Below are 14494 nucleotides of genomic sequence, written 5' to 3'. Positions count from 1 at the left end.
GTCGTCCGTGGCGTCCCTGCACCGATGTGACCAGGAGCGCCACACATGACAGCACGCCCCAGACTCGCCCTCCTCGCCACCGCGGTCGTCGCGGTCGGCGGGCTGGGCGCCGCCGCCACGGCCACCGCGGCCCCGGCGGGACCCCCTTCGCCCGCCGTGTCCTTCTTCGACGGTCCGGCGAGCCCCGAGGACCTCGTCACCCTCCCGGGCACCGACACCGTGCTCGCGAGCGGGCTCGCCGCCGACCCGCTGTCCGACTCCTCGGTCGGCCACCTGTACGCCATCGACAGCCGCACCCGTGTGGCCACCGAGATCTGGCCCGACAGCACGTGGGGCGTCGACCACGACCGCGCGCTCTACGGCGACTGCCCCGGCCCGCCCGACCCGAGCCTCGCGTCACCGCACGGCATCGCCGCCGAGCGGGGCGAGGGTGGGACCTTCGACGTCTACGTCGTCAACCACGGCGGGCGCGAGGCCATCGAGGTCTTCACCCTCGACCCGCGCGCGGACAGCCTCACGTGGCGCGGCTGCGTCGAGATGCCCGCGGGCACCTTCGCCAACGGCGTCGCGCCGCTGCCGCAGGGCGACGGGCTGGTGGCCACCGACTTCTTCGACCCGACGCTCTCCGACCCCTTCAGCCAGATCTTCAGCGACACCGCGACCGGCAGCCTCCAGCGCTGGGAGCCCGGCACGGGCTGGTCGACGGTCCCGGGCTCGAGCACCTTCGGGCCCAACGGCGTCGTCGTGAGCCAGGACGGGTCGAGCGCCTACGTCGCCGAGTGGGGGCGCAACCGGATCCACCGCATCCCGCTCGAGGGGTCGCGGCCCGGGACGACCCGCGCGGTCGCCGACGTCGACCTCATGCCCGACAACCTGCGGTGGTCGCGCTCGGGCGAGCTGCTCGTCACGGGCCAGGACTTCACCGTCGCGGACGTGCAGGCCTGCCAGCGCGACGACCTGGCCAACTGCCCCACCGGTCTGGACGTCTACGCGATGGACCCGCGCACGATGGACGTGCGCACGGTCTGGTCCGGGGACCCCGCGGGCTTCCGCGCGCCCACCGTCGCGACCCAGGTCGGCGGGGAGCTGTGGGTCGGCGCCGTGAAGGGTTCGCGCATCGGCGTGGTCGCCCCCTTCGCCGGCCGCTCCCGCTGACCACCTGACGACGCCTTCGCCCCCACGCCACCTGGTCGGGTGGGTGGGGGCGAAGGGCGTGGCCCGGGGGCGTCAGGGGCGGCGCGCGGTCGCCAGCTGCGACTCGTCGTCGACGGCCCCCGCGTCGGAGGCGTAGGCGTCCAGCGTGTGCTGGGCGGCGTCCTCCACCGGGTGGTCCTCGTTGGTCTCGCGCAGCGGCGTGTTGGGGATGAAGAGCGTGGCGAGGAAGACGACCGCGAGGATCGGCAGGCCGAGCATGAAGGCGTCGTTGAGCTTCTCCGCCAGGCCCCAGCGCACGGCCTCGGCGACGGTCGGGGGCAGCGTGGCCAGGGCGCTCGGGTCGAGCACCGCGCCGGCGTCCATGTGGGCGCCTGCGCCCGCCGGCAGGCCGTCGGGCAGGTGCGACGCGATCCTCTCCTGCAGGCCGCTCGACATCACCGTCCCGAAGACCGCGATGCCGACGGTCGAGCCGACGTTGCGGAAGAACTGCGTCGAGGACGTGGCGACACCCATGTCGGCGCGGGAGACGGAGTTCTGCACGACGAGGGTGAACTGCTGCATCGCCATGCCGAGCCCGATACCGAGGACGACCATCGAGCCGGTGAGCTCCAGGCTCGTCGCGGTGTGGTCCAGGCGGGTCAGCATGAGGACGCCGGCGGCCATGACCACGATGCCGGTGAGCATGAAGGGCAGGTAGCGCCCCGTGCGGGTGATGAGCATCCCGGTGACGATGCCGCAGACGATGAAGCCGAGCATGAGCGGCATGAGGATCAGCCCGGAGTTGGTCGCGTTGACGCCGATGACGCCCTGGGCGAAGACCGGGATGTAGATGATCGCGCCGAACATGACCATCGCGATGCCGAAGGCCGCGACGAGGCTCAGGCTGATCGTGCGGTCGGCGAAGAGGCGCAGCGGCAGCACCGGCTCGACGGCCTTGCGCTCCACGACGACGAAGGCGACGAGGGCGACGGCGCTCAGCGCGAACAGGCCGAGCGACTCGCTCGAGCCCCAGGCCCAGCTCGACCCGCCGAAGGAGACGGCGAGCAGCAGCGCGACGAGTCCCGTCGAGAGCGTCGCGATGCCGAGGTAGTCGATCGGCGCCCGGCGCGGGGTGTGCGGGACGTGGAGGAACTTGGCGATGAAGACCAGCGCGATCAGGCCGATGGGCAGGGACGCGAAGAAGAGCCAGCGCCAGCCGAGGTGGTCGGTGATGACGCCGCCGAGCAGCGGGCCGGCGACGGAGGTGACGCCGAAGACCGCGCCCATGAGGCCCTGGTACTTCCCGCGCTGACGCGGCGGGATGATGTCGCCGATGATCGTCTGCGACAGCGGCATGAGCGTGCCCATGCCGAGGCCCTGCACGGCGCGACCGGCGACGAGCATCCAGAAGCTCTGGGAGAACCCGGCGATGACCGAGCCGACCATGAAGACGACGATGCCGGCGAGGTAGAACTCGCGGCGGCCGTAGAGGTCGGAGAACTTGCCGACGATGGGCACGGTGACGGCGGAGACGAGCATGGCCGCGGTGGCGACCCAGCTGTAGTGCTCCATGCCGCCGAGCTCGGAGACGATGCGCGGCAGCGCGGGCCCGACGATGGTCTGGCTCACGGAGGCGACGAGCATGCCGAGCATGAGCCCGATGAAGACGCGCTGGTCCTGCGGGCTCAGCTTGTAGGGGGCGGGGGAGGTGCTCAAGAGGCGGTCCTTCCGGTGCTCTGGAGGGGCGAAGGGGGGTGCGTCGCCGACTGCGCGTCGGCGGCAAGATCGGTGGCCAGCCGGGTGAGGAGACGGTCGAGGTCCTCGAGGTCCTCCTGCGGCCAGTCCGCGAGGATCTGGCCCAGGAGGCCGGCGCGGTTGCCGCGCTCGTCGCTGAGCGTCTGCTGGCCGCTGGGGCTCAGGCGGATGGTCGAGGCGCGCCCGTCGGTCGGGTCCGGCAGTCGCTCGACGAAGCCGTGGGACTCGAGGTGGGTGACCCGGCGACTGATCGTCGACAGGTCGTGACCGAGTGCCTCCGCCACCTTGGAGATGCGGATGCCCGGCTCGCTGCGGCAGTGTTCGAGCGCGCCGAGGAGGGCGTAGTCGGTGCGGCTCATGGCCTGCGGGTCGAGCGCCTGGCGGCGCAGGACCATCTTCGAGAAGAGCCCGAAGACCCGGCCCAGCGTCTCCTGCAGGTGGACTGCGACGGCAGGAGTGGTTGCGTGCATTCCGCAACTATATACCTGCGTGAGGCAAGCAATCAAGTGAGAGTTTGCATTCCCCTAGGGCAATGCGGGATCAGGTGCCGTGCTCGATGAGCAGGGTCGGCGTGCCGAGTGCCCGGTCGCGGATCGTCGCGACCCGCGTACCGGGCTTGCGGCCGGCCCTGGCCTCCGAGACCTCGACCCCTGAGGCCATGAGCCGCTCGCGCGTCGCGTCGAGGTCGGTGGTGCGCCAGGCGAGCCCGCCGAAGCGGTCCGGGCCGTCGACCCCCTTCGTCGGGGCCACCACCTCGACCACCGCGTCGCCGCAGCGGAAGAAGAGCCCGCGGAAGCCGTGCTCCTCGAGGCGCCGGTCGAGCCGCAGCTCCAGGCCCAGCCGCGCGCCGTAGTGCGCCGCGGCCCGCTCCGCGTCGCCCGTCTGCACGACGACGTGGTCGAGCACCACCTCGCCCGTGCTGCCGGGGACGAAGGGCGCGAGCCGCCACTCCAGCCCGCCCACGTCGAAGCCCTTGGCGTCCCGGACGAGCCCGCGCCGCTCGAGCAGTCGCTCGGTCCCGGGGACGTCGTCGACGCCGAGGACGACGGCGGCCAGGCCGCTCTCGCCCACCTCGTAGCTGATCTCGCTGCCGCTCGCGCCGAGGCGCCGCCACGCGTCCTGCGCGGCGGCGACGTCGGGGGTGCTGATGACGAAGCCGGTGATCCTCACCTGACCATCATGGCGTGGCGGGCTCCGTGGGTGTCCACGGCTGGGCGAAGGGGGTCGCCGGCCGGCCCGTGTCGGCGAGCGTCAGCTCGAGGGTGGTCGCCCCGTCGATCTGCTCGCGGATGATGTCGGCGTGGCCGGCGTGGCGGGCCAGCTCCTCGACGAAGTGCGCGAAGGAGTACCGCAGGGTCGTCCGCGACGGGCTCATCAGGCCGTACCACGGGGCCGGTGGGACGGTGATCTCCTGCGCGGGGTCGCTCGCCCGGATCCACTCGACGACCGCCACGCGCCGCCGGTCGAAGACCTCGATCGTCGCGGCGAGCGTCTCGTCCTCCCGCAGTGCGAAGCCTGCCATGAAGGCCGCGTAGGCGGCCTCGGTGACCTCGCCGTCGTCCTCGACGCGCGGCCCCTTCTCCTCCGGCGGGGCGATGACATGGCTCGTGTGCTTGACCAGGCCACCGATGGACAGCGCCGAGCGGGTCGGGGTGAGGCGGGCCTGCTCCTCGGTCAGGCCGTGGGCGCTCGCCCGGATCGCCTCGAGCTGCTGGTCGACGTACTCGGCGTAGCCGGTGACCTCGTCGTGGACGGCGGGTGCGTACATGGCGTGCTCCTGGGCTGGGTGGTCGAAGGGGGCGGTCCCTCCCTTCGTCTGCCTCCCACGGTCCCGCCGATCGCGGACACCTCCTGTCACCGATCGGAGGAGACTCGTGGACATGGCCGAGACGACCGAACGCGCGCTGCGCCTGCTGGGGCTCTTCGAGACCCGGTCCGTGTGGACCGGGCCCGAGCTCGTCGAGCTCCTGGGGGTGACGACGCGGACGCTGCGTCGTGACGTCGGGCGGCTGCGCGACCTCGGCTACCCCGTCGAGGCGACGTCGGGGGTCGGCGGCGGGTACCGGCTCGGGACGGGTGGCCGCCTGCCCCCGCTGCTCCTCGAGGAGGACGAGGTCGTCGCGGTGACCGTCGCCCTGCGCGTCGGCGCGCAGGGGATCTCGGCGATCGGCGAGCCCGCCGTGCGCGCCCTCACCAAGCTCGACCAGGTCATGCCGCCGCGGCTGCGCGGCGAGGTCGCGGCGCTCGCCGACGCCACGGTGCTCCTGCCCGGCGCGACGGACGACGTCGACACCGGCGTGCTCGTGGTCCTCGCCCACGCGATCCGCGACCGGGTCCGGGCCCGCTTCGGCTACACCGGCCGCGGCGGCGAGCCCACGGAGCGGGACGTGGAGCCCTACCGCCTCGTCGCGACCGGCCGACGGTGGTACCTGCTCGCCTGGGACGGGCGAAGGGAGGACTGGCGCACCTTCCGCCTCGACCGGATGGCCGGGGTGCGCGCCTCGACCTTCCGCTTCACGCCGCGGGAGGCGCCCGACGCCGTCGAGCACGTGCGCCGCGCCGTGACGCGGGCCGGGTACGCGCACCGGGTCCGGGTGCGCCTGACCGCCGACGTCGAGGCGGTGCGCCGCCGGGTGCCCGCGGCGTACGGGGAGGCGAGCGAGGTCTCGCCCGGGGTGACCGACCTCGAGTCGCACGCCGACGACCTGGCCGACCTCGCCAGGCACCTGACCATGGCGGCGCACGACCTCGGGGCGCGCCTGGTCGTCCTCGACCCGCCGGAGCTGGCGGACGCGATCGACGAGTTCGTGGGCGCGCTGGCCGGCACGCGGGTCCCGAGGCTGGAGCCCTAGAGCAGCCTGCGCACCACGGACAGCGGCAGCACCCGCATCGCGGAGCCGACGGCGACCCACGGCTTGGCCGGCACGAGTGCCTTGGCCTTGCGGGCCTCGATGGCCGCGACCATCGCGCGCACGCCGGTCTCGGTGTCGACCATGAACTTCGTCTTCTGCTCGACCTTCTCGTTCATCTCCGAGCGGATGTAGCCGGGGAAGAGGACGGTGACGTCGATGTCGAGGTCGGGCTTGCCCATCATCTCGCTGCGGATGCCCTCGCCGAGCGCGGCGAGGAAGGCCTTGGACGCGCCGTACGTCGTCATCGACTTCGGCATGCCGCGCAGGGCGGTGACCGAGGAGATGAGCACGAGGTGGCCGGCCCGCTGCTCGCGGAAGATCGCCATCGCGGCCTCGGTCTGCATCGCGGCGCCGAGGACATTGGTCTCGATCGTCTCGCGGTTGGCGTAGTGGCTGCCCTTGCCGTACGGGGCGCCCTTGCCGAGGCCGGCGTTGACGACGACCCGGTCGAGGCGGCCGAGGTCCCCCTTCGCCTGCTCGAAGACCCGCGTGACGGCTGCGTCGTCGGTGACGTCGAGGGCGTAGGTCTCGACGCGACGGTCGGGGTGCGCCACGGCGATCTCCGCCCGGAGGGCGTCGAGCCGGTCGGTGCGCCGCGCGGTGAGCGCGAGGTCGTGGCCGAGGGCGGCGAACTGGCGGGCCATCTCGGCGCCCAGCCCCGAGCTGGCACCGGTGATGAGGGTCGTGAAGGTCATGAGTACTCCTGGCGTGCGACGAAGGGAAGGTCAGCCGATGAGGGATCGGCAGCGGGCCCCGAGGTAGGTGACCATCGGGCCGAAGACGGCGAAGCGTGGGTTGGTCGTGGCACCGGCGCGGTAGCGCTGGTAGATCTGCTGGGCGATGCCCGCGAGGCGGAAGAGCCCGAAGACCTCGTAGAAGGCCCACTCGCGCTCGCTCACCTGCAGCCCCCGCGCGGCGCAGTAGCGCTCGACGACCTCGGCCCGGGTGAGCATGCCGGGCAGGTGCGTGGGTTGCAGGCGAAGGGAGCGCATCGTCTCGTCGTCGTCCGCCTGGGCCCAGTAGGCCAGCGCCCCGCCGAGGTCCATGAGGGGGTCGCCGACCGTCGCGAGCTCCCAGTCGAGGACGCCGACGACGCGCGTCGGGTCGTCGGCGTCGAGGACGAGGTTGTCGAGGCGGAAGTCGTTGTGGATCAACGCGTGCGGGCGATCGGCCGGCTCGTGCTCGGCGAGCCAGGCCATGACGTCCTCGAAGTCCGGGACGTCGTCGGTCGCCGCTGCGCGGAAGCGGCGGGTCCACCCTTCGACCTGGCGGTGGACGTAGCCGTCGCCGCGGTCGAGGGCCGCGAGCTCGGGGACCGCGGTCACGTCCACCTCGTGCAGCTCGACGAGGACGGCGAGGGCGTTGTGGCACAGGGCGGTCGCCTGCTCGGGGGAGAGGGTGACGCCCTCGGGCAGGTCCTTGCCGAGGATCGTGCCCTCGAGCTTGTCCATGACGTAGAAGTCGCTGCCGAGCACCGACGCGTCCGTGCACAGCGCGACCATGCCGGGCGCGTGCGGGAAGACCGGGCCGAGCGCGGCCTGGATGTCGTGCTCCCGGCGCATGTTGTGCGCGCTGCCGCCGAGCGCCCCGTGCGGGGGCCGCCGCAGGACGAGCGCCCTCGCGGGCCAACGCAGCTCGTAGGTGAGGTTGGAGGCGCCCGAGTCGAACTGGCGGACCTGGGGGTCGCCCTCGAGCTGGGCCGCCAGGTCTGGCGTGACCTGGGCTCGCAGCCACTGCGCCACCCTCGTCGCGTCGAAGGCGTCCTCCGGCCGCACCGCTCCGGCACCCATCGCCACTCCCTGTGCTGAATCCGAGTTCATGTCGGTCCGACCCTACCCGGGATCGGCCGACGGCCCCCGGACGAGGAGGGCATGCCGCTCGCACCTCACCCGCAGACGGGTCGCGGGGTCGAGCACGTCACCGTCGAGCTGCACGTGCAGCGGCACCTCGCTGACCACCTCGACCTCGCGGGAGGCGCGGGTGGTCAGGCCGGCGACGTCCCCCTGGAGGCGGAAGACCCCCTTCGCCGCGACGCCGAGCCAGTGGGTCGGGCGCTGCACGACCACCTCGAGCACGTCGAGGAGCCCGTCGTCGACGAGCCCGCCCGGCGCGATGTGGACGCCCGCGCGCACCCGGCCGCAGTTGGCCGCGAGCACGCTCCACACCCGCAGGTGCTCGGGGTCGCCGCCGTCGTGGCGCACCGTGACCGGCACCGGACGACGCAGCGCGCTCACCGCCGCCGGGGCGAGGTAGGCGGGCCAGCCGATGCGGTCCTTCAGCCCCGGTCGGGTCGCCGCCACGGTCGCCGCGTCGTGGCCCATCCCCGCCAGCACGACGAAGGGGAGGTCCCCCGAGTCGTCGACGCGCGCCAGGCCCAGGTCCACCGGTCGGGCGCGGCCGATGAGCGCGACCCGCACGGCGGCGTCGACCACGCGGGGCAGACCGAGGTTGTGGGCGAGCAGGTTGGCCGTGCCGGTCGGCACGATGCCGAGCTCGACCCCGGACCCGGCGACGCCGTGGGCGACCGCGCGCACCGTGCCGTCCCCGCCGGCGACGACGACGAGCTCGGCGCCCGCGGCGACCGCGGCCGCGGCCTGGGCGCGCCCGGTCTCCGCGCGGGTCGTCAGGTGCACCGCGGGATCGGGCCAGCCGGCCTGCGCCGCCGCGGCGGTGACCCCGTCGAGCACGCGCTCCCAGCCCCCCTTCGCGGGGTTGAGGACGAGTGCGGTCCTCACGATGTCCTGGAGTCGTCGGAGACGACGATCGAGCGGGCCGGCTCGTCGCAGGGCACGCCCGTCGCGACGCGCCGACGGCGGACGTGGACCGGGTCGTTGTTGATCTTCACGAGGCACCTCGGAGTCGGTTCCTGCGAACCTACGGCCGGGCGGCGAGCCTGCGGTGGAGGCGCACCGCGCACGGGCTGCGGGCCACCCGCGCGTCAGGATCAGCGGTGCGGCACATCCCGCCGGCTGAACCCGACGAGACCGAGGGCGACGAGCAACACCCCGCCCACCCCGGCGACGAGCGCGCCGGTGACATGGAGGTCCTCGGCCGGGACGTTGCCGACGAGGCCGAAGGGCGCCCACTCCACGAGCGTCGTCGGCAGGTCGAGGCCCGGTCCCATGTAGCCGATGACCGCCGCGACGGCGAAGACCGCCCAGGCGGCCGGCTGCAGGCGCGGCAGCCAGCCGAAGAGGGTCAGGCTCAGCCCGGCGAGCAGCAGCGCGACGGGGAGGTGGGCCGCCGCGGCGCCGGTGAGCCGCGCGACCCAGGACGCGTCGTCGAGGACGACCGCGGTCGAGACGGCGAGCGCCAGGGCCCCGACGATCCCGACGACGAGGGTGCCGATGGCGATGACGAGCAGGTGCGGGGTCAGCCAGGCGGTGCGGCTGCGTGACTCGCTCAGCTGCAGCTCGAGGCGCCCGGAGACCTCCTCCTTGCGCAGGGAGCCGAGGGACTGCAGGACGTAGCCGACGACGACCATGGCGAGCAGGAGGACGAACATCGCCGCCATCGGCTCGATGATGCCCTGCGCGCCGCCCCCGGAGAGGAAGACTTCGAGGTCCGGGTTGCCCTCGAAGGCGTCGATGACCGTCTGCGACAGCGACCCGTACGTGCCCATGAGGATGCCGGCGACGACGGCCCACCCGAGGGTGACGGTCCGGTGCTCGCGCAGGGCCAGGCCGAGCGGGGTGAGCAGCCCGCTGCTCGCCCGGTGGGGGCCGGGGCGCGCGGCGACGAGCGAGCCGCCGACGTCCCGCCCCGCGGACAGGCGGAGGGAGAGCACGACGAGGGCCGCGGTCACGACCGAGGCGAGGACGAAGGGGGTGACCCGCGGCTCCCCGAAGGGTGCCACCTCGTCGTACCACCCGTGCGGCGAGAGCCAGACGAGCCAGGTCCCGTCGACGGCACCGATGCCCCGCACGAGGTAGGAGACGACGACGACCGCCAGAGCGGCGCCCCACACGGAGCGCTGGTGGCCGAGGGCCTGCGCCAGCACGGCGGTCACGCCGACGAAGACGGCGCCGAGCATGACGACCGCCGCGCCGTAGACGAACGACCCCGTGGTCTGCGCGCCGGCCACGAGGAAGGCGGCGGTGACGAGCCCACCGAGCGCGACGAGGGTCGCCAGGGCGAGGACGACGGAGGCGACGAGCGGGGCCTGCCGGCCCACGCGGCTGGCGAGGAGGAGCTCGAGACAGCCGGCCTCCTCATCCCTTCGCGTCCCGCGGACGGTCATCGCGACCGCCATCAGCGGCACGGCGAAGGCGACCGCGAAGCCGAGCTCGTTGACGAGCACGCCGCCGAGGGTGTCGACGCCGGCGACGTCGCCGTTGAGCATCCGCAGCGCGGGCGTCGCGATCGACGCGGAGTAGCTGCGCAGCTTGTCCGGGGTGTCGTAGAGACCGGTGATCGAGGTGGTCGTCGTGAGGACGACGGCGGTGAGGCCGAGGACCCAGGCGAGCGAGGCCCGCCAACCGGTGCGCCACTGCACCCGCAGGCTCGTCCCGACGCCGCCGACGTGGACGCTCATCGCTCGACCCCGGCCGTCCCGCTCCTTCTCCCGCTCCCGGTCCCGCTCCCGGTCCCGCTCCCGCTCCCGCTCCCGGTCCCTGAGGAGGTCGCGAAGCGACCGTCTCGAAGGGACTCCCCACCCCGGTACTGCTCGAGGAACAGGTCGTCCAGGCTCGGTGGCGTGATCGTCAGCGTGTGCACGCCGGCGGCGTGGACGCGCCCGACGAGCTCGGCGACGGCGGTCGCGTCGACGTGGCAGCGCAGGTCGTGCCGCCCCTCGACGTCCCCGGCGACGAGGCCGGTGACCCCGGGGACGTCGGCGAGGTCGAGCGGTCGGTCGGTGACGGCGTGCAGGACGCTGCTTGTGCTGCGGCGCAGGTCCGCGAGCGTCCCGGTCGTCACCGTGCGGCCGCCGCGGATGATGCTCACCCGGTCGGCGAGCGCCTCGACCTCGCCGAGGATGTGGCTCGACAGGAGCACGGTCGTGCCGTCGGCGACGCGCTCGCGGACGACGTCCTGGAAGACCTGCTCCATGAGCGGGTCGAGGCCGGAGGTCGGCTCGTCGAGGAGGAGCAGCTCGACGTCGGCGGCGAGGGCGGCGATCAGCGAGACCTTCTGCTTGTTGCCGGTCGAGTAGTCGCGCGTCTTCTTGCTCGTGTCGAGGTCGAAGCGCTCGACGAGGTCACGTCGTCTCCCTTCGTCCAGCCCACCGTGCGCCCGTCCGAGGACGTCGATGCACTGGCCGCCGGTCAGTCCCGGCCAGAGCGTGACGTCGGCGGGGACGTACGCGAGCCTCCGGTGCAGCTCGACGGCGTCGTGCCACGGGTCGCCACCGAGGAGGCGCGCCTCTCCGGAGTCGACCCGGGTGAGACCGAGGAGGACGCGGATCGTCGTCGACTTGCCGGCGCCGTTGGGGCCGAGGAAGCCGTGGACCTCACCTGCGGCGACCGTCAGGTCGAGGCCGTCGAGGGCGTGGGTGCGGCCGTAGGCCTTGCGCAGGTCGCGGGTGCGGATGACGTCGCTCATGAGGTCTCCTCCGACGAAGGGGGCGGGGTCGCGATGTGGCTGTCTGCGGCTGTATCGGGCGGAGGCAAGATCGCGGCATAGAACCGCATCGCCTCGTCGGCCCAGCGGGCGAGGCCCGCGCCGTGGAGCGGGTCGTAGCCGAGGACCTGACGCCAGTGGTCGGCGAGGAAGAGGGTGCCGAGGTCCGAGGTCATGGCCAGGGCGGCCCGGGTCTCGGGGTCGGGGCCGGCGACGAGCCGGCCGGCGGCGTCCCAGGCCGTGAAGATCTCGACGTTGCGGCGGTGCCAGACGGTGAGCAGCTCGGTCCCGAGCGGGTCGCCGGACATCATCAGGCGCCGCAGGTAGGGGACGATCGGCGACCCCTCGGGCAGGGCCTGCTGGAGCACCTCGCCGATCGAGGACCACTCCCCGGCCCGCATGTCGCGCGCCATGTCGGCGTCGGCGCCCAGGTCGAAGAGCTCGTCCATCCACGCGCGCACGTGGTCGACGACCGCCTCGCGCAGGCCGGCCTTGGAGCCGAAGTGGTGGACGACGAGAGCGGGGGAGACCTCGGCGAGCTCGGCCACCTGGCGCATCGTCACCCGGTCCTCGCCGTGGGCGGCGAAGAGCTCGAGCGCGGCGTCACGCACCCTCGCCCGTCCCGTGCGGTCCTCGGCTGAACCCATGTTCAGCATACTGAACTTGTGTTCAGTGAGAGGTCAAGGGCCGCTGACGGTAGACAGGGGACATGGACCCCCGTGCCGCTGGCTCCGTCGCCCGCTCCCTCGAGACCCTGCATGCCTTCGGGTACTTCGCCCCGGAGGTCGGCGCGGAGCTCACCGAGCTCGGGCTGCGCCCAGGTCGCATGTGCTACTTCGCCTCGCGCTCGGCGCCGATGGGGGCCGTCTCGCCGGGGACGGTGGCGGCGACCTTCTTCGTGTTCAACCCCGAGCTCGTGGAGCGCCACCTGAGCGACGCGTGGACCCTGGCGTCCCCGCACGAGGTCACGGCAGCCCGCTACCGGGGCGTCGCGAGCGCGTGGAGCCGGCTCCTCGGCGGTCTGGACCCGGACGAGGTCGCCGAGGCGGCGGAGCTGGCGCGCACCGCTGCGGTCGCCTGCTCGGTGGCCGGCCGCCCGCTCTCTGCCGCCCACGCCGGGCTGTCGTGGCCGAGCGAGCCACGCCTCGTGCTCTTCCACGCCCTGACGATCGTGCGCGAGCACCGCGGGGACGGGCACGTCGCGGCTCTCCTCGGCGAGGGCCTGTCCGGTCTCGAGGCCCTCATCACCCACACCGCCACAGGCCGTGGATTCACGGTGACCGCTGCCCAGACCACCCGTGGCTGGAGCGAGGACGAGTGGGGTGCGACGGCAGCCGACCTCGTCGAGCGTGGCGTGCTGACGACGCAGGGCGGTCTGACCGAGCAAGGGCAGGCCCTGCGACGGCGGGTCGAGGAGGCCACCGACCGGATGGCCGTGGGGCCGTGGGACGCACTGGGGGAGGACGGCGCCACCCGGCTCGCGGAGCTGGGACGCCCGTGGGTCCGACAGGCGCTGGCGAACGGTGCCTTCCCGGAAGGCGTCTTCGCCTGACAGGCTGTCCGTCCGCAGGCGTAGCGTCCTCCGTATGACTGTCGAGAGGGCGCCCGTAGGTACCGCCCGGGATGACCAGCCCGACAACCCGTGGCCGGCGCTGTGGGCCCTCGTCGTCGGGTTCTTCATGATCCTCGTCGACGTCTCGATCGTCTCGATCGCGACACCTGCGCTCATGGAGGACCTCGACGCCGGCATCGAGCCCGTGCTCTGGGTGACCAGTGCCTACCTGCTCGCCTACGCGGTGCCGCTGCTCATCACCGGGCGCTTCGGCGACCGGTACGGCCCCAAGAGGCTCTACCTCGTGGGGCTGGCGATCTTCACCCTCGCCTCGCTCGCCTGCGGCCTGTCCCCGACGATCGGCTGGCTCGTCGGGGCCCGGGTCGTCCAGGGACTCGGCGCGTCGATGATGACCCCGCAGACGATGGCGGTCATCACCCGCACCTTCCCGCCGGAGCGAAGAGGGTCGGCCATGGCGCTGTGGGGCGCGACCGCCGGTGTGGCCTTCCTCGTCGGGCCGCTGCTCGGCGGGGTCCTGCTCGACGCGCTCGGCTGGGAGTGGATCTTCTTCATCAACGTGCCGGTCGGCATCGTCGGCTTCGTCGCCGCGCTGCGGCTCGTCCCGCGGCTGGAGGTGCACGCCCACGCGATGGACTGGGTCGGCGTGGCGCTGTCGGCCGTCGGGCTCTTCCTCGTGATCTTCGGTCTGCAGGAGGGCGAGAGCCACGACTGGGGCCAGTACGCCGGACCGGTCACCATCCCGACGCTCATCGGCGCCGGCCTGCTCGTCCTGATCGGGTTCATCGCCTGGCAGGCGCGGGGTCCGCGCGAGCCGCTCGTGCCCCTCGGCCTGTTCCGGGACCGCAACTTCTCGCTGTCCAACCTGGCGATCACGATGATGGGCCTGGCCGTCACGGCGATGATGTTCCCGATGCTCATCTGGTTGCAGACCGTGCGCGGGTACTCGCCGACCGGCGCCGCGCTGTGCATCGCGCCGCAGGCAGTGGCCTCGATCCTGCTCGCCCGACCCGTCGGCCGGCTCGTCGACCGCATCCACCCGCGCCTGCTCCCGACCTTCGGCCTCGGGGGCTTCGCCATCACCCTCTTCGTGCTCTCGCGGCTGATGACCCCCGATGCCCCGATGTGGGCGGTCCTCGTGACGATCACCTTCATCGGCGTGACCGGCGCGTGCATCTGGGGCCCGCTCGCGACGACCGCCAACCGCAACCTGCCGGTCGAGCTCGCCGGCGCCGGTGCGGGCATCTACAACACGACCCGTCAGGTCGGCTCGGTCGTCGGCTCGGCGGCCATCGCAGCGCTGATGTCGGCGCGGATCAGCTCGCACCTCGGCCCGCAGGCGGCCACCTCGTTCGGGGGCGGCGGGCCCGAGGCCTCGTCGGCCGGCCCGGTCGAGCTCCCACCCCACGTCGCCGACGCGCTCTCGGCGGCCCTGTCGGACTCGATGCTCCTGCCCGCCGCGGTCCTCGTCGTCGGCGCCCTCGCCGCCCTGACCCTGGAGCGCATGAAGCACGTCGGCCGCCCCGGGGCCTGACCGCTGAGCAAGACTTTCGTCGCCTTCGCA

14 protein-coding genes are annotated in these 14494 nt (G+C 73.2%); 4 read left to right on the top strand and 10 right to left on the bottom strand.

Features of this window, described 5'->3' with window-relative positions:
- Nucleotides 1-45 precede the first annotated feature (45 nt).
- A complete protein-coding gene (locus ABC138_RS08650; protein WP_345913414.1) occupies nucleotides 46-1155 on the top strand; it encodes a hypothetical protein in 1110 nt (369 codons plus the stop codon).
- Nucleotides 1156-1227: 72 nt separating this feature from the next.
- On the opposite strand, the gene ABC138_RS08645 is transcribed toward ABC138_RS08650, so the two are convergent.
- From ABC138_RS08645 to ABC138_RS08630, 4 genes are all read right to left on the bottom strand, one after another.
- Complete coding sequence (locus ABC138_RS08645) at nucleotides 1228-2850, bottom strand: MDR family MFS transporter (protein ID WP_345913413.1); 1623 nt, start codon at nucleotides 2848-2850, stop codon at nucleotides 1228-1230.
- Nucleotides 2847-3359 carry a MarR family winged helix-turn-helix transcriptional regulator gene (locus tag ABC138_RS08640; protein WP_068327410.1) on the bottom strand — a complete coding sequence of 171 codons (513 nt, stop codon included), beginning with the start codon at nucleotides 3357-3359 and terminating at the stop codon, nucleotides 2847-2849. Before ABC138_RS08640 ends, ABC138_RS08645 begins: the two co-directional genes overlap by 4 nt.
- 70 nt (nucleotides 3360-3429) lie before the next feature.
- Nucleotides 3430-4059: a VOC family protein gene (locus ABC138_RS08635; protein ID WP_345913412.1), complete on the bottom strand. Its 630-nt coding sequence runs from the start codon at nucleotides 4057-4059 to the stop codon at nucleotides 3430-3432.
- 7 nt (nucleotides 4060-4066) lie between these two features.
- Entirely contained in the window at nucleotides 4067-4657 is a 591-nt protein-coding gene (locus tag ABC138_RS08630; RefSeq protein ID WP_345913411.1) for a DUF664 domain-containing protein, read from the bottom strand.
- Between the two features lie 112 nt (nucleotides 4658-4769).
- On the opposite strand from ABC138_RS08630, the gene ABC138_RS08625 reads away from it, so the two are divergent.
- Nucleotides 4770-5741, top strand: coding sequence for a WYL domain-containing protein (locus tag ABC138_RS08625; RefSeq protein WP_345913410.1), 972 nt, complete (start codon nucleotides 4770-4772; stop codon nucleotides 5739-5741).
- Here the strand turns inward: ABC138_RS08625 and ABC138_RS08620 are convergent.
- From ABC138_RS08620 to ABC138_RS08595, 6 genes are all read right to left on the bottom strand, one after another.
- Nucleotides 5738-6496 carry an SDR family oxidoreductase gene (locus ABC138_RS08620; RefSeq protein WP_338539042.1) on the bottom strand — a complete coding sequence of 253 codons (759 nt, stop codon included), beginning with the start codon at nucleotides 6494-6496 and terminating at the stop codon, nucleotides 5738-5740. The genes ABC138_RS08625 and ABC138_RS08620 overlap by 4 nt on opposite strands.
- Nucleotides 6497-6526: 30 nt before the next feature.
- The gene (locus ABC138_RS08615; RefSeq protein WP_345913408.1) at nucleotides 6527-7591 is read right to left on the bottom strand and encodes a phosphotransferase family protein; all 1065 of its coding nucleotides are present in this window, start codon (nucleotides 7589-7591) and stop codon (nucleotides 6527-6529) included.
- A 42-nt stretch (nucleotides 7592-7633) separates the two neighbouring features.
- Complete coding sequence (locus ABC138_RS08610) at nucleotides 7634-8536, bottom strand: diacylglycerol kinase family protein (RefSeq protein WP_345913407.1); 903 nt, start codon at nucleotides 8534-8536, stop codon at nucleotides 7634-7636.
- Nucleotides 8537-8745: 209 nt separating this feature from the next.
- Nucleotides 8746-10335 carry a hypothetical protein gene (locus ABC138_RS08605; RefSeq protein ID WP_345913406.1) on the bottom strand — a complete coding sequence of 530 codons (1590 nt, stop codon included), beginning with the start codon at nucleotides 10333-10335 and terminating at the stop codon, nucleotides 8746-8748.
- A complete protein-coding gene (locus tag ABC138_RS08600) occupies nucleotides 10332-11342 on the bottom strand; it encodes an ABC transporter ATP-binding protein (protein ID WP_345913405.1) in 1011 nt (336 codons plus the stop codon). Before ABC138_RS08600 ends, ABC138_RS08605 begins: the two co-directional genes overlap by 4 nt.
- Nucleotides 11339-12007, bottom strand: a complete 669-nt coding sequence (locus ABC138_RS08595; RefSeq protein ID WP_345913404.1) for a helix-turn-helix domain-containing protein — start codon at nucleotides 12005-12007, stop codon at nucleotides 11339-11341. The genes ABC138_RS08600 and ABC138_RS08595 overlap by 4 nt, the downstream gene beginning before the upstream one ends.
- Before the next feature lie 62 nt (nucleotides 12008-12069).
- On the opposite strand from ABC138_RS08595, the gene ABC138_RS08590 reads away from it, so the two are divergent.
- Nucleotides 12070-12912 carry a hypothetical protein gene (locus ABC138_RS08590; protein WP_068327383.1) on the top strand — a complete coding sequence of 281 codons (843 nt, stop codon included), beginning with the start codon at nucleotides 12070-12072 and terminating at the stop codon, nucleotides 12910-12912.
- A gap of 34 nt (nucleotides 12913-12946) precedes the next feature.
- Nucleotides 12947-14464: a DHA2 family efflux MFS transporter permease subunit gene (locus ABC138_RS08585; RefSeq protein WP_345913403.1), complete on the top strand. Its 1518-nt coding sequence runs from the start codon at nucleotides 12947-12949 to the stop codon at nucleotides 14462-14464.
- Nucleotides 14465-14494: the final 30 nt, after the last annotated feature.

This window comes from Janibacter sp. LM, from assembly GCF_039631275.1.
GTDB classification, from domain to species: domain Bacteria; phylum Actinomycetota; class Actinomycetes; order Actinomycetales; family Dermatophilaceae; genus Janibacter; species Janibacter terrae.
The sequence above is the reverse complement of the archived record's forward strand: the minus strand, read 5'-3'. Positions and strand labels throughout refer to the sequence as shown.